Source organism: Undibacterium sp. TJN19 (assembly GCF_049339485.1).
Classification (GTDB): domain Bacteria; phylum Pseudomonadota; class Gammaproteobacteria; order Burkholderiales; family Burkholderiaceae_D; genus Undibacterium.
The window spans coordinates 1-21392 of record NZ_JBMPPL010000019.1; the positions used below are offsets into that span (position 1 = coordinate 1).

16 protein-coding genes are annotated in these 21392 nt (G+C 50.5%); all 16 read left to right on the forward strand.

Translation table 11 applies throughout. The annotated features are described in order from the left end of the window. On the forward strand, positions 1-3275 hold a 3275-nt coding region (locus ACO0LH_RS27350; RefSeq protein ID WP_422944317.1), incomplete at its 5' end, for an amino acid adenylation domain-containing protein. A gap of 70 nt (positions 3276-3345) precedes the next feature. Next, on the forward strand, positions 3346-4929 hold the full coding sequence (locus tag ACO0LH_RS27355; RefSeq protein ID WP_422944318.1) for a condensation domain-containing protein: 1584 nt from the start codon (positions 3346-3348) through the stop codon (positions 4927-4929). Next, positions 4926-6608, forward strand: coding sequence for an alpha-amylase family glycosyl hydrolase (locus tag ACO0LH_RS27360; protein ID WP_422944319.1), 1683 nt, complete (start codon positions 4926-4928; stop codon positions 6606-6608). Before ACO0LH_RS27355 ends, ACO0LH_RS27360 begins: the two co-directional genes overlap by 4 nt. Positions 6609-6612: 4 nt before the next feature. Beyond that, entirely contained in the window at positions 6613-7851 is a 1239-nt protein-coding gene (locus tag ACO0LH_RS27365) for a glycosyltransferase family 4 protein (RefSeq protein ID WP_422944320.1), read from the forward strand. Positions 7852-7962: 111 nt separating this feature from the next. Beyond that, positions 7963-8964, forward strand: coding sequence for a phytanoyl-CoA dioxygenase family protein (locus ACO0LH_RS27370; RefSeq protein ID WP_422944321.1), 1002 nt, complete (start codon positions 7963-7965; stop codon positions 8962-8964). Then, positions 8961-9743 carry a 4'-phosphopantetheinyl transferase family protein gene (locus tag ACO0LH_RS27375; RefSeq protein WP_422944322.1) on the forward strand — a complete coding sequence of 261 codons (783 nt, stop codon included), beginning with the start codon at positions 8961-8963 and terminating at the stop codon, positions 9741-9743. The genes ACO0LH_RS27370 and ACO0LH_RS27375 overlap by 4 nt, the downstream gene beginning before the upstream one ends. After that, the gene (locus tag ACO0LH_RS27380; RefSeq protein WP_422944323.1) at positions 9744-10595 is read left to right on the forward strand and encodes a metallophosphoesterase family protein; all 852 of its coding nucleotides are present in this window, start codon (positions 9744-9746) and stop codon (positions 10593-10595) included. It begins immediately after the preceding gene. A 570-nt stretch (positions 10596-11165) separates the two neighbouring features. After that, positions 11166-12404, forward strand: a complete 1239-nt coding sequence (locus ACO0LH_RS27385) for a cation:proton antiporter (RefSeq protein WP_422944324.1) — start codon at positions 11166-11168, stop codon at positions 12402-12404. Between the two features lie 49 nt (positions 12405-12453). Then, positions 12454-13725, forward strand: coding sequence for an efflux RND transporter periplasmic adaptor subunit (locus ACO0LH_RS27390; RefSeq protein ID WP_422944325.1), 1272 nt, complete (start codon positions 12454-12456; stop codon positions 13723-13725). A 44-nt stretch (positions 13726-13769) separates the two neighbouring features. Next, on the forward strand, positions 13770-14114 hold the full coding sequence (locus tag ACO0LH_RS27395; protein ID WP_422944326.1) for a hypothetical protein: 345 nt from the start codon (positions 13770-13772) through the stop codon (positions 14112-14114). Positions 14115-14149: 35 nt separating this feature from the next. Beyond that, positions 14150-14521 (forward strand): rhodanese-like domain-containing protein, encoded by a 372-nt coding sequence (locus ACO0LH_RS27400; protein ID WP_422944327.1) that lies wholly within the window; start codon positions 14150-14152, stop codon positions 14519-14521. Between the two features lie 96 nt (positions 14522-14617). Next, positions 14618-14938, forward strand: coding sequence for a hypothetical protein (locus tag ACO0LH_RS27405; protein ID WP_422944328.1), 321 nt, complete (start codon positions 14618-14620; stop codon positions 14936-14938). A gap of 131 nt (positions 14939-15069) precedes the next feature. Next, positions 15070-16674: an MBL fold metallo-hydrolase gene (locus ACO0LH_RS27410; RefSeq protein ID WP_422944329.1), complete on the forward strand. Its 1605-nt coding sequence runs from the start codon at positions 15070-15072 to the stop codon at positions 16672-16674. A gap of 247 nt (positions 16675-16921) precedes the next feature. Beyond that, the gene (locus ACO0LH_RS27415; protein ID WP_422944330.1) at positions 16922-17689 is read left to right on the forward strand and encodes a thioesterase II family protein; all 768 of its coding nucleotides are present in this window, start codon (positions 16922-16924) and stop codon (positions 17687-17689) included. Between the two features lie 101 nt (positions 17690-17790). After that, a complete protein-coding gene (locus ACO0LH_RS27420) occupies positions 17791-18513 on the forward strand; it encodes an ABC transporter ATP-binding protein (protein WP_422944331.1) in 723 nt (240 codons plus the stop codon). 88 nt (positions 18514-18601) lie between these two features. Continuing rightward, positions 18602-21034, forward strand: coding sequence for an FtsX-like permease family protein (locus ACO0LH_RS27425; RefSeq protein ID WP_422944332.1), 2433 nt, complete (start codon positions 18602-18604; stop codon positions 21032-21034). The last annotated feature ends 358 nt before the right edge of the window (positions 21035-21392 follow it).

Consider the following 21392-nt stretch of genomic DNA (forward strand, 5'->3'; position numbering starts at 1 on the left):
CGACGATTGCGGCGCTGGCGAAGGTGCTGGCGGGGCAGGGTACGGCGGTGCTGGTGGGGGAGGAGATCGGGCGGGCTGACCGGGACTTGCCTTTGCCGCTCTCCTTTGCGCAGCAGCGCTTGTGGTTTATCGATCAACTGGAGCATGGTGCAGCTGCCTATCACATGCCGGATGCCCTGCGTCTGACAGGCGAGCTGAATTACACCGCCTTGCAGGCTGCCCTTGATCGCATTATTGACAGGCATGAGACCTTGCGCACGGTGTTCGCCAATATGGGGGGCGGGGCGACACAAATCATCTTGCCGCGGGCGCCGTTTGCCTTGTCGTTCATCGATTTGCAGCACCTGTCAGCAGAAGAGCATGCGGCACAGATCAGGCTGCACAGCGGCGAAGAAGTCGGTACAGCCTTTGACCTGAGTGTGGGGCCGTTGATACGCGGACGCCTGTTGACGCTGTCTACACAGGAGCATGTCTTGCTGATTACCATGCACCACATCGTTTCTGACGGCTGGTCCATGGGTATCTTCTTGCAGGAACTGGCGGCCTTGTATGCGGCATATTGCGAGGGACGTGTTGATCCCTTGCCGCCGCCGTCTATCCAGTATGCCGACTATGCGGTATGGCAACGCCAGCGATTGCAGGGAGATTTGCTGCAACGCCAGCTTGACTACTGGAAAACGCAACTTGCCGGAGCGCCATCGCTGCTGGAATTGCCAACTGATCGTCCACGTCCGCAGACGCAAAGTTATCGTGGTGGTAGATTTGTTTTTGCACTCAGCGCAGAACTCAGTTTGCAACTTAAAAAACTGGCACGGCAGCATGACGCTACCTTGTTCATGACGATATACACAGGTTTTTCAATACTGTTATCGCGTTTATGCGGGCAGGACAATATTGTCATCGGCACACCGGTTGCCAACCGTCCGCGCACAGACATCGAAGAGTTGATCGGTTTCTTTGTCAACACCCTGGCATTGCGCGCTGATTTGGGTGAAAACCCCAGTGTCGTCGATTTGCTGGCCGACGTGAAAGCCATGACCCTGGCAGCCTATGCGCATCAGGATCTGCCCTTTGAACAGGTGGTAGAGGCTGTGCAACCGCCACGCAGCCTGCGTCATAGCTCTTTGTTCCAGGCGATGCTGGTATTGCAAAATACTCCGCAAGGCGCATTCAGCCTGCCTGGCCTGCGTGTGGTGCCGCAAGAGATTTCCTATGATGTCGAACCTTTCGATGTGACGCTGTCGCTGATGGAAGCGGGTGAACACCTGGTGGGCAGTTTCAGTTATGCCAGCGACCTGTTTGACCAGGCTACGATAGAGCGCTGGGCAGCGTATCTGAAAACAGTGCTTGCCGCGATGGTCGATGACCCTGCGCAGAAAGTCAAATCCATCAATCTGCTTGGCAGTGACGAACGCCATCAATTGCTTGCAGAGTTCAATGCCAGTGCAGTGGATTATCCACAAGGCCAGTTGCTGCATGAATTGTTCGAGGCCCAGGTTCAAAAAACACCGGACGCGATCGCGGTCGTCTACGGCGAACAAAAGTGCACTTATGCAGAATTGAACAGGCAGGCAAACCAGCTTGCGCATTATCTGCGTAGCCAGGGTGTAGTCGCCGATCAACTGGTGGCAATCTGCGTTGAACGCAGCGTCACCATGATAGTTGGCTTGCTGGGTATATTGAAGGCCGGTGGCGCTTATGTGCCGCTGGACCCGGCTTATCCGCCTGAGCGTCTGGCATATATGCTGGAAGACTCTGCCCCGGCCATCCTGCTGACCCAGCAATCGCTGCAAGCCCTGTTGTCATTTACCAAGGCAAGAGTGATCGTGCTCGATACCATGGTGGAAGAGCTCGATAGCCAGGGCATGCATAACCCGGATGCGAAACGTGATGGGCTGATGTACTCACATCTTGCCTACATGATGTATACCTCGGGTTCAACCGGTCAACCCAAGGGGGCGATGAATGAGCATCGTGCTGTCGTCAATCGCCTGCACTGGATGCAGGACCAATATACGCTTGACGAGACTGACAAAGTCTTGCAGAAGACACCCTTTGGCTTTGATGTATCGGTGTGGGAGTTTTTCTGGCCTTTGCTGAATGGCGCATCGCTGGTATTCGCCCGCCCTCAGGGGCACCAGGACCCGGCTTACCTGAACCAACTGATTGCCGCAGAGAAGATTACGACCGTTCATTTTGTACCGTCCATGCTCCAGGCATTTCTGGCCAACGGGCCGGCACGCTATTGCGACAGCTTGCGAACGATAGTGTGTAGCGGTGAAGAACTGCCGGTGGAATTGCAGACTTGGTGCCTGGAATCATTGCCGCAAGCACGCCTGCATAATCTATACGGCCCGACCGAAGCCGCGATTGATGTGACTTATTGGGAATGTCGTTCAGACATGGGTGCAAGCCGCGTGCCCATAGGCAAGCCGATAGCGAATACGCAAATCTACCTGCTTGATGCGCAACTGGAACCCGTGCCACGTGGGGTCAGTGGCGAGATATATATTGGTGGTGCAGGCGTAGGACGGGGTTATTACCATCGCCCTGGCTTGACGGCACAACGGTTTATTGCGGATCACTTCAGCAACAAGCCCGGTGCGCGACTCTATAAAACCGGTGACCTGGGGCGCTACAAAGCCGATGGCAATATTGAATATCTGGGGCGTAATGATCATCAGGTAAAGATTCGCGGTTTCAGGATAGAGCTTGGTGAAATTGAAGCGCAATTATGCAAGCATGCGGCCATCAAGGAAGCCGTGGTAATCGCACGTGAAGATATACCTGGCGAAAAGCGACTGGTGGCCTATTTGACCAGCCATGCGGATCAGGCACCTGGCATCCATGATTTGCGCATCCATTTGCAGGCAAGCCTGCCTGGCTACATGGTGCCCGGGGCCTTTGTTTTCCTGACAGCCTTGCCCTTGTCCGCGAATGGCAAGCTTGACCGCAAACTGTTGCCCGCACCTGAACACGATGCCTATGCATCACGCGCCTACGAAGCGCCGCAAGGTGAGATTGAAGAAGCGCTTGCGCTGATATGGCAACAGCTGTTGCGTCTTGAGCGGGTTGGTCGTCACGACAATTTCTTTGAACTGGGTGGACATTCCCTGCTGGCCGTGCATCTGGTGAGCCAGATACGCATGGTGCTGGGAAGAGATCTGCCTTTACGCGAAGTGTTTCTGGCGCCGAGCATTGCCGAACTTGGCAGGCGTATCGCCATTCCCGCTGTCAGGCTGGAAGAAAACGACTATGAAGAAGGCATTATTTAGAAGCTTGATGGCAGACATGAAGTGCAGAAAATTTAACCGTTGAAACCAGTATTCATACAGGACTTTGCAGATGACAATCGCTAAACTGCTCTTCGAACTTGAACAGCTCAACGTCGGGCTTTGGGTTGAAACAGATCAGTTGCGCTTCCGCGCGCCGCGTGGCGTCGTATCGGAAGAAATTCGCCAGAAAATAGCGCTATACAAGGATGAACTGATCAGCTTTTTGGGCAAGGCCATACAGCTCTGTACCCCGCGTTCAGCACAGGTGCCGGATGCAGAAGACCTGCCTTTCACACCAAACCAGGCCTGGTATCTGAATACCTTTAACCCCGAAGAACATAGCTGGGCCAATACCTTAAGCCTGACCGTACCATGGCAATTGAAGGCAGAGGCAGTGCAGGCGACCATGCAGCAGTTGTTGCAGCAGCACGATATCTTCCGCCTGCGCTTTTACCGGACGCAGCAAGGGCGCTGGGCGCAGCGCATGCTGGCAGATGCTGAAGTATCCTTTATCACTTACGACATGACCGGGCTGGCGCAGCAAGACAGGCATGCAGCCACGCGCGAAGCAGCCCGTCAACTGGAGGTAGGTTTAAGCATCGTGAACGGGCCGGTCATCGCTGCGGCGCTATGTGATTTTGGAGGAGCAGATGAGAGCAAGTTGCTGTTGTCAGTGTCCAAGCATGTGGTGGATGGCTACTCGCTACAGTTGCTGATAGCAGAGCTGCTGCGTATCAATCATGCATTCAGCACGGATATGCAAGCAGGGAAAGATATGCAGCAGCCTCAACAATCAGCATCAGCCAGTTATCAGCAATACCTGCTGGCGCTGGACGAGGCCACCAGCCAGCCCATGTTTGCCGCCCGTGCCCTGTCTTTCTGGCGTCAGCCCCACAGGCTGAATGCGTCCAGGCTCTTGCCAGTAGATAGGCAGGGTGGCCGTCATACCGATGTGAACTCACGCCGGGTTTCGGTGGTGCTGGATGCGGCACTGTTGCAACGGCTGACAAGCTATTTACGTGCATACCAGGGCGCCAGTTTCAACGATCTGGTGCTGTTTGCCATATCACATGCTTATCATCGCTGGACAGGTGAGCGTTCATTGCGGCTCGACTGTGAATCGCATGGCCGTGGCGCCGTGTTGCCCAGTCTCGATTTGTTGGCAACCATAGGCCCGACCACCATCAAGTTCCCTTTATATCTTGAAGTCAGGCCTGACCTTGATCAAGCGGCGGCATTTGCACGGTTGCAGGCCAGCGTGCGCGAGACGATGGATAATGTACTGGGTTATGGCTTCTTGCGTTATACCTGCGCTGATGTGGATATCCATGCCGAATTTGCGGCCAGCCCTCCACCGCAGGTATTTTTGAATAACCGGACGACCCTCGGCAGCAGGACTGACAGTACGGAAACTGTCGACATTGCTGATACCGCTGATACCGAGGCACCACCCAAAATTTCTGTCGAAGAAATCGCATTTGTCGCAGCGGGCGCGCAGGAGAACCTGGTTTCCTATACGCTGATGATAGAGTGTGACAATGGCAAAGACACGGTGGTGCTGACCTGCGTTTATAGCAGCGATATTCATCATGAAGAGACGATACGCAACTTTGCGCAGGATTGCCTTTCTTCATTGCAGTCACTGGTTGCATGATGAAACCTGATCCAGACAAACCATCAGGCCAGGACGGTGCCAGGGTGCGGGATAAAAATCCCGCTGGCAGCTTTCATGATAACCCCGTCATTTATCATCTGATGACTGACCGCTTTCATAACAGCCAGCCAGGCCGGCCTGCCAGCTATGGGCGCTTGTCTGATGCAACAGAAATCGGCGCTTTTCATGGTGGCAATTTTTCAGGTATCAGCGCGAAGATTAAAGCCGGCTGGTTCACCCGCCTGGGGGTGAATGGCATTTTGATGACCGCTCCCTATGAACAGATACACGGCTGGGTCGCCGCTGCGAATGGTGAGTTCAGGTATGAGGCTTATCACGGCTACTGGGTATTGGACTATACCCTGGTGGATGACAACTTTGGCTCTGCTGATGATCTGGCTGAACTGGTTGCCACCGCCCATGCGGCAGGTATCAGGATCATCCTCGATATCGTGATTGGTCATGCCGGTTATCCCGATCTGCTGACCATGTCGGAATACCTGCCCGAAATTGTGCAAGCTGGCTGGAAAGCAGCCACACCGCAACAGTATGACTGTTATTTGAATTACGACAACCCCAGGCTGCAGGATTGGTGGGGTGTCGAATGGGTCAGGGCCAAATTGCCATCTTACCTGGGTGGTGGTGATGATGATCTTAGTCGTCTCGTCTACGACATGCCAAAGTTCAGGACTGAGAGCGATGTGCCAGTCAGCCTGCCAACATTTCTGAAAAATAAACCTGGTAGTAAAGCCGTGGATTTGCCAGACGCTGCCGTGCGCGACTACCTGGTGCACTGGCTAACTGCATGGGTAAGGCAATATGGAATAGATGGATTCCGTTGTGATTCGGCCAAGCATGTTGAACTGCCTGTCTGGCAGAAACTGAAAGCGGCTGCCACTGTGGCCTTGCAGCAATGGCAGCAGGGAAATTTGCCCGCCTCAGATGAAAAAAGCCCGTTTTGGATGACCGGTGAAGTATTCGGCAATGGCATTGAAAAGAATATCTATTTTGAACATGGTTTCGATAATCTCATCAATTTCCAGTTTCAGGAAGAACTGAAGAACATCTTCCAGGACCGTGACATGGCAGATGCTTATGATCGCAGCCTCGCCTTGCACAGGCTCGATAAACTGTATTTCAGATATGCCACCGTGCTTTGTGCACCGGCAGCACACAATGTGCTGTCCTATATATCTTCCCATGACACAGAATTATTCGACAGGGAAAAGCTGATTGATGGTGGCACGGCGCTATTGCTTGCGCCCGGCGGTGTACAGATATTTTACGGTGATGAAACCGGGCGGCATGCCGGGCCATTTACTCCTTCGGATATGGCCCAGGCAACCCGTTCAGATATGAACTGGCAAGCCATGGATGAGCGTGTCCTCCATCACTGGCGACGTCTGGGAATGTTCAGGTCACGCCATGTTGCGATTGCCCGTGGTGTGCACAACAAGTTGTGCGACGAACCTTACATTTTTTCACGTCAGCATCAGGCATCCGGTGACAGTGTTGTTATCGTTATCGGCGGCGAAGGAGAAATGAAGATCGATGTCGGCACCTGCTTTGCCGAAGGCGAAGTCTTGCGCGATGCCTATAGCACGCAAAAAATCACAATGACAGATGGCCATGTAACGCTGGACATGATGAACGGCCTGATATTGCTGGAAAGGAGTTGAACACATGAAAACTGCAAAAGAGCCGTCAATGAATATCCTCATGTTTGGCTGGGAATTTCCACCCAATATCTCGGGTGGCCTGGGCACGGCATGTTATGGCATGACCAAGGGCTTAAGTGAAATCGATGGTGTGAATGTCACCCTGGTATTGCCCAGACTGCACAAGAACGAAGACCATTCATTTGCGACACTGGTGGGCTTGCCTGATCTTAAACATGATTTCAAACACGATTTGAAACAAGATATTAGGCTCGCCAACGATCGCGGGATACAACATGGTATTTTATCCGCATCAGTGACAGCGCTACTCAAGGCATATGGCGGTGGCGACCTGATCGCGGCCACCGTCAATTATGCAGAAAGGGCGGCGCGGCTGTTTGCCGACCATGATCAGTTCGATGTCATTCATTCGCATGACTGGCTGACTTCGCTGGCGGGGAAATTTGCCAAGAAAATCAGTGGCAAGCCTTCGGTGCTGCATATTCATTCGACAGAATATGACCGTGCCGGCGCCAATGCCGACGCGAGGATTATCGACATTGAGCGTTGCGGCATGGATGCCGCAGACCAGATCATCGCCGTCAGCAATTTCACACGTGATATTGTCATTGAGCGTTACCGCCAGAACCCGGAAAAAGTCATTACGATCTATAACGGCATAGAACGCGGCCATGCAGCCAGCGCGGTGAAAAGCATCAACAGAAAAAGCAGTAAAACGGTGACTTTTCTTGGCCGCATCACACAGCAAAAAGGCCCTGCGTATTTTATCCAGGCTGCCAGCAAGGCGCTGCAACACGAGCCTGAACTGCGTTTTGTCATGGCCGGTGATGGTGATTTACTGCCAGAAATGAAGGCGCTTGCAAAATCCCTGGGCTTGACTGGCCGCATTGTATTCCCGGGATTTTTGCAGGCAGACGAAGTACAACACTTGCTGGAACGTACAGATATCTATGTCATGCCTTCTGTGTCTGAACCCTTTGGCATTTCCGCGCTGGAAGCCATCAATGCCAATATTCCCAGCATTCTTTCCAGACAGTCTGGCGTCGTAGAACTGTTTGAGCATGTCGTCAAAGTGGACCATTGGGATATTGACACCATAGCCAGTTATATCGTTGAAATAGCACGCGACCCAGGCTATGCAGACAACCTGCGTACAAAAGCAAAGACAGAACTGGCTGATTTGCCCTGGACAGTCTGTGCTGAAAACCTGAAGGCTAACTATGGGCGCCTGATCGCCGCATGAGCCTATTGGGGTGCTGGCGCATGCATGGATGCATGCAGGCAGTTCATCTGTTGATGCATTGGATGGCTAATTTGTTGACTAAAAACTTAATGTTAAGAAATGGAGATAAATATGGAACAGGATTTTCCCCCCACCAAGAATCTGGACAAAGCAAAAAGCGATCTCGATACCCACGGTTTTTGTTTGATAGATGGCGCGCTGGCGGCAGCCGATATTGAAACAGCAAAATCCCGCCTGATAGAGCAGGCATTGGCCGAGCAGGAACGAGGCCTGGCATTTCGGGATGGCGGGCGCAACCAGGATCATCTGGATAAAAAAGGGCTTTTCAAGGCAACCGCTTTTGACGAAAAAGATGGCGGCGTCAACCAGCGCCTGTTCATGCTGATCAATAAGGGGAAGATTTTCCGTGACCTGGTTATCCATCCGCTGATTGATACACTGGTTGGTCATGTGCTGGGCGATGATTTCCTCTTGTCTACTTTATCAGCCAATATTGTACGTTCGGGGTCGACACGCATGGGTCTGCACACTGACCAATGGTGGATGCCGCAGCCGTCATCGGCCAACCCGCAACACCGGCGCGTGTCGGCGATTACGCGCCACCCTGCACCTGAATTCATCGCGCCAGACAAAAATCTGGGTATCGCCCCGCCTGTGACGGTGACAGCTGTATGGATGCTGACAGATTTCACGCAAAAAAATGGGGCGACAGAAATGGTGCCGGGCACGCATTTGTCCGGTGCTTATCCTGAAAAAGAAAACCAGGAGCGTTATCAAACGATACAGCCAGAAGCCCCCGCGGGAACGCTTATTGTTTTTGATGGCCGTTTATGGCATGGCAATGGTGCCAATATCGGGGCACCGGACAGAATTGGCGTTCTCGCTACTTTCTGCGCCCCCCAATTTCGCCAGCAAGAAAATATAATGTTAGGATTGGACAAATCACTGTGGCAAGAAATGCCTGACAAACTCAAAGCCAGGCTGGGTTTTAAAGTATGGAATGGTTATGGCCGTGTAGAAACAGAATTTAGCGGTTATGTCAGCCCGGATACCCGGTCTTTTGGCTTGCTGAAGCCAGAATCATCGCCAGCCACATTAATGGAAAATGAATGAATCAGTATTACGATAGCGAGATCGATATGCCTGCCAGCCTGGGTGCGCACGAAGCCCATGTCTGGTATGCATGGACAGATCGCTGTTCAACACCAGCATTACTCGATTACTATCGCTCACTGCTCAATGTGCAGGAGCAAGAGCGGCTGTCCCGTCTTGCCTTCGATCATCTGAAAACGGAATATCTGCTGACCCGCACCCTATGCCGTACCAGCTTGTCGCGCTATGCCAGCATAGCGCCGCAAGACTGGAGTTTTCGCACGAATGCCTATGGAAGGCCAGAAATAGAAACCCCCGCAGCGCCGCCGGATTTGCGTTTCAATTTGTCCAATGCGCGCAGCCTGGTGGCCTGCATCGTCACCAGGGGTTGTGAAGCCGGCATTGATGTTGAAGAGGTCAATCGCAAGACAGAAACCCTGTCCATTGCCGAGCATGTCTTTTCAGCAGTAGAGCTGAGTGGGCTGAAGGCATTACCGCAGGCGCAACAGCGGCAACGGTTTTTTGACCTGTGGACTTTGAAAGAGTCTTATATCAAGGCGCGTGGCATGGGACTTTCAATCCCTCTGGATCAGTTTTCGTTTGTGCTGGCTGACCCAAAGATAGACATCAGCTTTGCATCAGCATTGCCGGATACCGCGACTGAGTGGCAATTTAGCCTGCATCATCTCAGCGAACATCACACCATGGCCACCAGTGTGCGTCATGGCAAGCAGCCCGAATTGACACTTCACATCAGCGAAGTAATTCCCCAAATGCCTGCGCTGCAAAAGAGGGCCTAGATGCGTTTGCTGGCAATCAGCGATCTGCATGTGCGCCATGCGGAGAACAGGGCAGCATTGCTGCAATTACCTGATCACCATGACGACTGGCTGATACTTGCCGGTGATATCTGCGATACCGGAGCAGAGCTTGATTTTGTCTTGCAAATCATCACTCCCAAATTCGCGCGAGTATTCTGGGTTCCAGGCAATCACGAATTATGGACGGTTTCAGAAAATGAAAAACGTGGTGAAGAAAAATATTTTTCACTGGTCAACATCTGCCGAAAATACCATGTACTGACGCCAGAAGACCCGTTTGCGATCTGGCCGGGGCCTGGTGGTGCGCATGTGCTTGCGCTGATGTTTTTGCTGTACGACTATAGCTTCAGACCTGCATCCGTTTCCATGGAAAAGGCGGTTAGTTGGGCTGAAGAAAGCGGTGTCGTATGCATGGATGAATTTTATCTTGACCCTTATCCGTATCCATCGCGCCAGGCATGGTGTGCCGCGCGCTGTGATTTGACAGAGCGCAAACTTGCCGATGCTGCGCGCACGGCACCACTGGTCATGGTCAATCATTTTCCTACGCGTCGTGATGTTGCAGCCGTGCCTTTGTACCCACGTTTCACGCTATGGTGCGGCACGACTAAAAGCGAGGACTGGCATAGACGCTTTAATGCGCGCGTCGTTGTTTCAGGGCATTTGCATATTCCGTCAACACGCTGGATAGACGGTGTGCGATTTGAAGAAGTTTCTTTTGGTTACCCTAACCAGCGCCGTCGCCGGCCAGGTGGTGTAGAGCAATATTTACGAGAAATATTGCCAGGCCAGATAAGGGAAAGAAATGATCCTGTCAGTCAAGCATGCTGATATTCATCGCGTTGTTTCCATATGAAAATAGTTGTATGGAAATTTTAAAATATTCTTGGAAAAAAATTTTTCAACAAGAATATTCATCAAAAAAACCGCATTAGAAAATGCGTTTATCTGAATGGAAAAACTAATTCAGGTACATCTCAATTCTTTTCAAAACGTCACATCATCGTAATAACTTTCTACTATATTTGCTAGCGCCAGTGTGCTGTTTCCAAAGAACTGCTGCTCGCAAATGCCTATGCATATTTCGCGGCTATTGCCTGAGGAAAAAGCGCATGAACAGGATAGAAGATTTTTTCAAGTCGATACATTCATCGACATTCGACAAGCAGTATGGCGGAAATTTTCTGGCGACTTATGTCGACGAAAAATTGGTCGCTGCAAGTTTCTCCAGTCAACATTCCAGGGCTGATAGTCTGGCTGCAGAATGCCGATCACCTGATGCAATCAATTGCCTTATTTTCTTGAAGAAGAATAAGAAAGTGTTCAGGAAAAAACTGCGGCGGGAAAATATTTCCTTCAATCTTATTCTGAATTCTTCAAATAACAGTCAGGTGTCAGATCATGCTTGAAAATCCCGTTCTTATCCAGGTTGCAGTCATACTGTGCACGGCACGCCTGGTTGGATTTGTATTGCGTCGCTTTGGGCAACCGTCCGTAGTCAGTGAAATGTTTGCCGGTCTTATGCTGGGCCCTGGCATATTCGGCGCAATTGCTCCTGAACTCCATTCCCAGCTTTTTGCAACTTCCAGTCTGGCTGGTCTGCAAGGGCTGGTGCAGCTTGGTGTTGTACTTTTCATGTTCATCGTTGGTCTGGAACTACGATTGCCGGTGGGCGCGAAGCCGATGCTGATCGCTGCCAGCTCTATTGGTGTCCTTTCAGTTTTATTTCCCCTCGGTCTGGGCTTGGCTATTGCTCCAGTACTGTATGAGCGTTTTGCGCCAGCCAACGTGGCGTTCTGGCCGTTTTCTGCTTTTATCTCGGTCGCTTTTTCCATTACCGCTTTTCCGGTTTTAGCGCGCATTCTGAAGGACAGGTCGATTGCACATACCAGCCTGGGGCAATTGGCATTGTCGTCTGCGGCGATTGCTGACTTGCTGGCCTGGGTGCTGGTCGGAATGGTCGTGATTTTTGCCAGCGCCAATGCAGACTGGAACCGTGCCACGCAACTGGTGACCGGCCTGGCGGTCATGATACTGGTCTTGTTTGGCATCGTGCGTCCCCTGATTGCGAGGTTGTTGCCAGCCAGCGGCCAGCCAGGCAATGTCCTGTTCACTTTCATACTCATAGGCGTATTTGTCGCCGGCTATGTGGCCAAGAGTATTCATATTGATGAAGTCTTTGGGGCATTTTTGTTTGGACTGTGCCTGCCGCGTGATGACCGCTTGCTGCACTGGTTTAGCGAGCGGATTGAACCTGTTGCCGTGGTCGTCTTGCTACCGGTCTTCTTTGCCTTGTCTGGTCTGAAGACGACAGCCAGTGCCTTCACTGGCCAGACTGTCGGTATCTTTGCCATGATATTGCTGACTGCCGTTATCGGAAAAATGACTGGTGCCTTTTTGGGCGCACGCCTGGCCGGGTGCCCAACGCGTCTGGCGCTGTCGGTCGGCGCACTGATGAATGCACGTGGCCTGATGGAATTAATTGTATTAAAGGTTGGCCTCGATGCCGGCCTGATTGGCCCTGAACTGTTCACCATGTTTCTGGTGATGGCTATTGTAACGACGGTCATGGCCGGGCCTTTGCTGACCTTGTTTGGGCGTCAATCAACCAGCGTCGTGCTGGCCGTGGCGGAAAATTGAATCACCCGTAGCGATAGTGTGATAAACGGTTTCGTGTAAAGACAATCTAATGGATAGAGTCATAGAAAAGAAGAAGTGGTCAAGACCAAAAATCGCCATTATTGCGGCAATTGGTCTGGGAGCGCTTGTTCTGATTACCCAAGTTGCCGCAAATTCGCGCAAAACGCGGATGAGCGTTGATGCCGGTCGCCTCAGTGCCGGGCAAGTGCATCAAGGTGAATTTCAGGAATATGCTGCCATCAACGGGAATGCCCAGCCAAAGAACAGCCTTTTTCTTGATCTGCAAGAAGGGGGCATCGTCGAAAAGATTTATATCCACAGTGGCGAACTGGTTAAAAAAGGGGACCTGATCTTGGTCTTCTCCAATAACAGTGCGCAAAAAGAAAACATTGATGCAGAGACGCGCCTGCTGGACAACCTGAACCAGTTGCGCAATTCAAAGATCAGCCTGACCCAGTCCAACCTGATTTTGAAAGATCAGTTACTCGATCTTGAATTTAAACTGCTGGATGCAGAAACAAAGTTTGCCCGCTACAAGCAACTGGCGAATAACCCTACACCTTTCCTGTCCAAAGAGGCGCTGGAGACAGCACGTGACCAGGTCACCTACTACAAGAATAAAAAGAATTTATTGCAAGAGCGGGTGCGTCAAGAGACTGTGCTGGAAGAACAGCAAAGCAAGCAGATTGAATCATCAATCACCAGTGTCAACCGGGATATGGAAATACTGGCGCAGATTATCGATAGCCTGAAGGTCAGGGCGCCGATAGATGGACAGTTATCAGCCCTGAATGCAGAAATTGGCCAGAGCATACAGCGCTGGCAACGCATTGGGCAAATTGATCAACTGGGCAGTTTCATGGTCCGTGCAAATATTGATCAATACTACATTTCGAAAGTCGCCATAGGCCAAAAAGGTAAATTTGAATTTGGCGGCAGCCCGTATGAATTGCAAGTATCAAAAATTTACCCGGAAGTAAAAAACAGCGTGTTTCAGGCAGACCTCACTTTTGTCGGACCAGCACCGGAAGGCCTCAAGCGCGGCCAGACCTTGCAAATCGATTTGAGTCTCAGCGAATCGAAAATGACCAGCGTCGTCGATAAAGGTGGGTTTTATCGCCATACCAATGGGCGCTGGGCTTATCTGCTGGCACCGGATGGCCGCTCTGCACGACGTCACAATATTGTACTTGGCCGCCAGAATCCGCAATCCGTGGAGGTGCTGGACGGGCTTAAAGCTGGTGACTGGATTATCACGTCCAGTTATGAAAACTTTGGTGACGTCGATGAAATCAGTTTTTCAGAGCCGATAAAACGATAGTTGTCATCATGCTTTATCACTAAGAATGAATGAGGGAATACGATATGACGAAAAAATACTGGTTTGGCCTTGGCCCTAGTTTGCTATTGGGAGCAGGCATAGTCATCTCCACCCTGATTGCCGTGCTTGCAGAAGAATCACGCTGGCTGGTACTGGCCGCGCCACTGCTGTTGACACTGGCGGTGATCAGTGCCGATGTGCTGGAATCACGTTTGAGAAAAAAATCTTCAACACCTTCGGCGGCGGCATTGATATTCGCAGTCGCCTTTCTATTGGCTGGCGTGATACTGGCATTCAGCGACCCGGAGTCGCTGAAGACCTTCATGCCCATACTTGGTGTCGCTGCCTGGGTAACCTTGCTGCTGCGACCCAATCATCGCGACAACTGACCTGTTATCGCCTGTAGCCAGGCAAGGAGCAAAATATGTTTGCATTACTCATGGGGCTCAAGTCCATCACACCCAATGCATTGCATGAAATGATACGGAACCAGTCTGTGACGGTCATTGATGTCAATTCGCGTCAAAGCTGGATGAAGGAGCATGTGCCAGGTGCCTTGAATCTTGATCCGGCTAACTACCATGATCGCGACCTGCCATCAGAAAAAGACACCAGACTGGTTTTTTACTGTTCCAACCCGCTGTGCAGAAAAGCGCCAAATGCCGCACGCCGCGCCAAGAAAATGGGCTATGACAACACCATGGTCATGTCCGCAGGCATCAGTGGCTGGCTTGCGACGAGTTTGCCGACAGAAACTGGTGATGAATCGGCCCTCGCATCCTCCTCAGGACATTGATCGTACTAGGTTGTTGCAGGCCGTTGCAGATGCGGCCATGGCGTTCTCGTTACTGGACGATGAAATTCTCTCTTGAATCCTTACCCGGTATTTATTATGAAAATCCCTTTTATCCCCGTTCTTTTCAAAGCCTGGCAAGGGGAAAACAAGCGTGTGCGATCTATTTTCGCATTGGCGCTGTTTTTCTTCATTGCAGCCATCGCCGCTATCACCCTGGGTGAGATGGACATTCTGGGTCAAGGCTGGTCGAGGACACTGGCAATACTGTTATTCGCATTTACTGCCGCGTTTCTTACCGCCGTGCATACCTTCCAGAATTTCGCTGACCAGCAATTGCGTGAAAAAGAAGCGGCGGCTGTTGAAGAGCCAAATGCCGCGCCAAATGCCGCACAAAATGCGGCACAGGCAGAAACCTGACTGTCATTATCAAGCGCATTGCTAAATGCCGTGAGAAATGCAAAAACAGGGCATAAAGCTGTCAGCCTGCTATGCGCTGATGAAAAAACTGATTTCAAAAACTGATTTAAAAAATATAAGCGAGATTGCAAATGAGCGCCAGGAAATGGTACCTGAAAGAAGATGCCTACTTCGAACCTTTGTTCAATCACTGGTATGCCTGGCCCTACCTGATGCAGCCGGCGACCGCAGCCAGGCACACGGTCAATACACACCGTCGCATCATGAAATCATTTGTGAATAATTTCCAGATGCATATTCTGGCAAATCAGGAGAGAGACCTGGCTGGCAGTGAATACCTGGATTGCAAGGAAGACCAGGTGTCCAGCATCAAGGCGCTGATCGAAGAACTGGACAAGAATTGCGCGCCGCTGATAGCGTTCTCTGCGGCCATCGACGAACTGGAAGAATTGCTGAGAAATCATTCCAGCGGTGAATCGATAGAGCCTTTATACGTGAAGGTGCCTGAAAAATTACGTGGTTTTGTCGAACTGTTCATGGATGGCGAGCACCACGCATCTTACCGCTTTATCGAACCCCTGCTATACCATAGTGAATATTACAAACGCGATTTGCAAAGCCTGGGCTTTGGTCTGTTATCACGGGTTGAAGAGCGACCCTTCGTTTTCAGTACACCTCGCCTGCCAGATGAAAATCATGTCCAGCTGGTGCTGGATTTTAATCATGCCAAGGTCGACAAGTTTTTCGCTGCACGTGAAAACCCTTTGACCGGTGCAGAGCTTGATGCACTGATCACAGGCACGCCTGCGCAGGGCGGCGTTGATGTCAGTGAATTGTTTACCGAGCAGCCACCCCAGTATACGCATGTACCGCTCCAGCAAGGCATACGCCTGACCTATACAGGTCATGCCGGCTTCATGATAGAAAGCCCGGAAGTCACTATCCTCATCGACCCTGTCATTCCCAGCCGCGGCAGCAAGGATGGTGATCAACTGATCAGCTTCAGCGAACTGCCTGAAAAGATAGATTACATCTGTCTTACCCATAGCCACCAGGATCACGTCAACCTGGAAACCTTGCTACAACTACGCTACAAGACCAACAAAATCATTGCGCCAAAAAACAATGGTGGCGGTCTTTTCGACCCTTCCATCAAACTTCTTCTGAAGACGTTGAATTTTGATGTGATAGAGGCTGAAGACCTTGATGAATTTCAGGTGCCCGGTGGAAAGATCGTTGCCATCCCGTTTCTTGGTGAACATGGCGATCTGCATATCCGTTCAAAATCTGCGTGGTATGTGGAACTGCTGGGCAGGAAATTTTTCTTTGGTGCAGATTCAGCCAACCTGGAGCCCAGGCTATACGAGAAGTTGAGCATGCTGTACAAGAACTTTGATATCTTCGCCGTTGGCATGGAATGCGTGGGTGCCCCTTATACCTGGCTATATGGTGCGCTGACAACCAAGACGGTCAGCAAGAATATCAAGAATTCCCGACGGCTCAACGGCAGTGATTTTGAACGTGCCTTCCCTATGGTCAAGATCTTCAATCCCAGCCAGGTTTTCATCTATGCCCTGGGACGCGAGCCCTGGTACAAATACATTACCGGCATTGATTACCATGATGACTCGAAGCAGATTATCGAGTCGAACAAGATGATTGACGCCTGTGTTGAATTTGGTGTTGCTGCCGAATGCATGTACGGGAAAAAAGTAATTTTATTTAATGCGGCATGAAGCAATGACAGGCGCTTATTGCCTGTTAGAAATCTGATTTTTCTGCCGATGTGCAGGCTTCAAATCTAGGCATAACTGTAATCAGATCGAAACATCTTCTTGCTACATTGGCGGGCATCGGACATGAGTTCTTTCCTGTGAATGACCTGGTGCCGTAGATCAATGTTCTTCATCGCATTGTTGGAAAAAGACTGACAATGTCAGCCTGATCAATATCGACAGAACCGCTTAACCAGGGAGTAGCAGCATGCACGCATCCAAATGGTTTCTTATCACCCGGCCCAAGCCCAAAGCGCAATACAGGTTGTTTTGTTTCCCGTATGCCGGTGGCAGCGCAACTGCCTATATGGCCTGGGAAGATCTCCTGCCTGACAATATCGAACTCGTTGCCATCCAACCACCCGGACGTGCCAACCGCCTCAGCGAAGGTTTGCTGACCTCGGTTGACGACATGGCCGGGCAGATTGCTCGCTTTATCCCTCAGTGGCTGGACCGGCCATATATGATGTATGGCCACAGTCTTGGTGCAGCGGTGAGTTTTGAACTATTGCATGTGCTGAAAGAAAAAAACCTGCCCATGCCTTTCCGGTATTTCTGTGGCGCGCGACGTGCACCACATTATTCACCACGCATCCCGCCTATTCATAATTACCCGCTCGATAAATTCAAGTCAGAGCTGAAGAGCCTGAACGGCACACCAGAAATCATCCTGAATAATGCCGACCTGATGGAGATATTCGTCCCCATACTACGTACAGATTTCAAGGCGGCCTACATCTACCACCGCGCGCCTGATGTCAAGCTTGATTGCGCCGTTTCTATTTTCGGCGGTGCCCTCGATGATAAGGTGACAAAGGAAGACTTGGTCGGATGGCAGGATCATTTCCAGAAGAAGGCAGACTTCAGGGTCTTCGACGGCGGGCATTTTTTCATGGATGAAAATAAAGACCTGGTTTTAAACGCCATCTGCGAGGGCATGCAGACCACAAGCCCGGACAGTGCCCTTTGCGCGTAATGATGATCTGAACCCATCCAGGTGCGTACGGTGAAATTGCAATGTCTGTGAAAACAGACCGACACCATAGACACTCTATCCATGAATGACCGGAACATAAAATGATTATCCAAACTAGTGGTTTATCAAAAATATTTCGTACCGACGAGCTTGAAACAGCGGCGGTAAACAATATCGATCTTGAAGTTGATGAAGGCGAATTTGTTGCCTTGATGGGCCCATCGGGTTGTGGAAAATCGACCTTGATGCACATCATAGGCTTGCTCGACAGCCCCACCAGTGGGAGTTATCGCTTCCTGGGTGAAGAGGTGTCTCAACTGCCAGAGCGGCAACGTTCTGATTTCAGGAAAAAAAACATAGGCTTCATCTTCCAGAGTTTTAATCTGATTGATGAACTCAGTGTTTTTGAAAACGTTGAATTACCGCTGATATACGCCGGTGTCCCGCCTCCTGAACGACGTGAAAGAGTAGAGGCCGTGCTGGTGAAGCTGGGTATAGATCATCGGAAAAAACATCATCCCCTGCAATTGTCTGGTGGGCAGCAACAGCGCGTTGCCGTCGCCAGGGCGGTGGTGACTGCACCCAGGTTGATACTGGCTGATGAACCGACCGGTAATCTTGATTCGCGTCATGGGGCAGAAGTCATGCGCATTCTGAAGCAGCTCAATGAAGAAGGCAGCACCATCGTCATGGTGACGCACTCGGAGCATGATGCCGGTTATTGCAGCCGCATTGCCTCGCTGCTTGACGGCAAGTTTGTCAGCCAGACCCAGCAAAGGCTGGGTGTGGTCAGCGCGGCGATGGCAAAAACCGGGACAGGTTAAATCGGCCTGAAATTTTTATGTCGTGAGACGTTTCCAGCTTGCTGGAGCCTTGCAGGCAACAATCTACCCATTGGTCAGGAGCAAGCACGTGTTTAGCCATTATTTGAAGATCGCCTTTCGAAATCTGTTGAAAGACCGTGTTTATTCGGCGATTAACCTGCTGAGCCTGTCACTGGCGATTGCCTGTGCGATCGCCCTGTCGCTGTACGCCAGCAACCAGCTAAGTTATGACAAGTATCATAAGAATCATGATTCCATCGTCAGGGTAGTCAACGAAATCACTACCAACGGCCAGGCCAACCGCTATGCGTTAACTTCCCGTGCGCTGGGGCCTTTACTGACCAAGGAATATCCACAAATTGGTGACTACGCACGGGTAAGAAATTTCGCCATCACACGGGCGGTATTTCGCTATCAGGATACGGCAAAGTATTGGGACAATGTAAAAATTGCCGATGAAAACATTTTCGATGTCTTCTCGCATGAAGCCGTCTATGGGGACCTGAAGGGCGCGTTATCAGATCCGTCCTGGATCGCAGTCAGTGAAAGCTTTGCCAAAAGCTATTTTGGCGATAAAAACCCGGTTGGCGAAACCATCAGCACGGACACCTATGGTTACCGCATCTCTGCCGTTTTCAAAGACATGCCAAAAAATAGCCATCTACGTTATGACGCCGTGCTGTCCATGAAGCGCCTGCGTGACTTTGGCCTGGATGATACAACTTCGTCACCAGAACAGCTGTTCGATATAGAAAACTATACTTACTTCCGCCTGAAGCCAGGCATGGATAAAAAATCCTTCGACCAGTTGCTTGCCAAGTTTGGTGATGATTCCACCTCGCAGGTTGGCAAGCGCATGCATTCGCAGATCAATTTCATCAGTCAGGCCCTGACCGACATCCATTTTGATGACAGCTATCGCTATGACCAGCCGGTGGGAAATATTTTATATATCTATGGCTTCATTGCTGTCGCCCTGTTCCTGGTCATTGTTGCCTGCATCAATTATACGAACCTGGCGACTGCACGCGCCATCGGGCGCTCAAAGGAAATCGGCATGCGCCGCGTCATTGGTGCGACCAAACAGCAACTGATCGCCCAGTTCCTCGGTGAATCAGTTTGCCTGAGCCTGATTGCTGCGGTCATCGGTATCAGCATGTTGTTCATCATTAATATGACCGTTGGCCTCGATACCTTGCTCGGTTCCAACGTCGAACTGAATATTTCCCAGCAACCAGTAACGATACTATGGATCTTGCTGGGTGCCATCATCATCGGCATTGCAGCTGGCCTTTATCCTGCTCTTTACCTTTCCTCTATCAGTACGCTGGCTGCCATCTATAACCAGCGCAATATGCGCAGGTCTTCATTCAGTATCCGCGAGGCGCTGGTGTTCATCCAGCTGTTTGTCTCGGTCGGTATCGTCGCCAGCACACTGATCATGAGTTTGCAACTTGAATACATTGCCAGCAAGCCGCTGGGCTTTGAGCGGGATAACAAGCTGGCGATCATGATACGCGGCATTGATGCGATAGAAAAAATTCCCGTGATGAAATCGGAACTTGAAAACCAGCCCAATATCGTCAATGTCACTGAATCTTCATTTGTGCCAGGTGATGAAGTGGCTGCCAGCCTCATCAAGGTGGAAACCAGTGATGGCAATATGCAGGAAATGACCGTCAACCAGATCTCAGTTGACCGCGACTTTGTCAAAAACGTCGGCATAGAGGTGCTGGCTGGCCGTGATTTTTCAAAACGCATGCTGACCGATGTCGGCGCCTCAGTGCTCGTCAATGAATCATTTGTGCGTTTAATGGGATGGACAGATGCCGTCGGTAAACGGGTTCAAATTGACAGCCATGTCATCGGTGTCGTCAAAGATTTCCATTTCAGTTCCCTGCATTCAAAAGTAGGCCCGATGATGATACGCCAGTTCCAGAAGAGCGATCTTGAAAACATCCCGCTCAATCAGCGTAATCTCATCACACGTTCCATCATCGTCGGCATTAAGGGCGACAACATGACGCAGACGCTGGAAACGGTCAAGAGAGTTGTTTCCAACTTTGATCCCAAGCATCCTTTTGAATATGCCTTCTTTGATGACTTGCTGAAACAGCAGTACGTCAATGAAGCCAATATCATGCGCCTGACCGGAAGTTTCGCCCTGGTATGCATCATCATCTCTTGTCTTGGTCTGTTCGGGCTTGCTGCTTTTACGACACAGCAACGCACAAAAGAAATTGGTGTCAGAAAAGTGCTGGGTGCCACGCCCATCAATATCGTATGGATGCTGACAAAGGGCTTGCTGGGATGGGTTTTTGCGGCGGCCTGCGTCGCGTCCCTGACTACTTACCTTGTGATGAATTACTGGCTACAGACCTTTGCCTACAAAACAGATATTCATATCTGGATATTTTTCGCCGCCACATCCCTGATCGCAATTCTCGCCTTTTTTTCCGTGGCTATTCAGGCTGGAAAAACAGCGCTGCAAAACCCGGTGAATGCACTCAGATATGAATGATGGAAAATGCCAGATCAGATCAATGAAAATATCACCTTGATCTGACCTGGTACCAATATTTTTCATGATGCATGCCTGAACAAAAAATCTTCTATTCATCTAAAAAATTTCGTTTTAGAAATGACGAAATTGCTGCACGGAATATTCAATATGAAAAATTACGAAGCATAAATTATTTGCATATTACTTCCATGTCATTGCATGGAAAAATGCAGATGGTGCGAGTAATTTTATTTTTACATTTCCTGTTTATTTCTCCTCTTGAATTTGCAATTTTCTGATGATGTTTTGCATGATTTTTAAATGCAAAAATACATTGTTGTAATGTCAAAATTATTTTGCAAGCGTCACATCATCG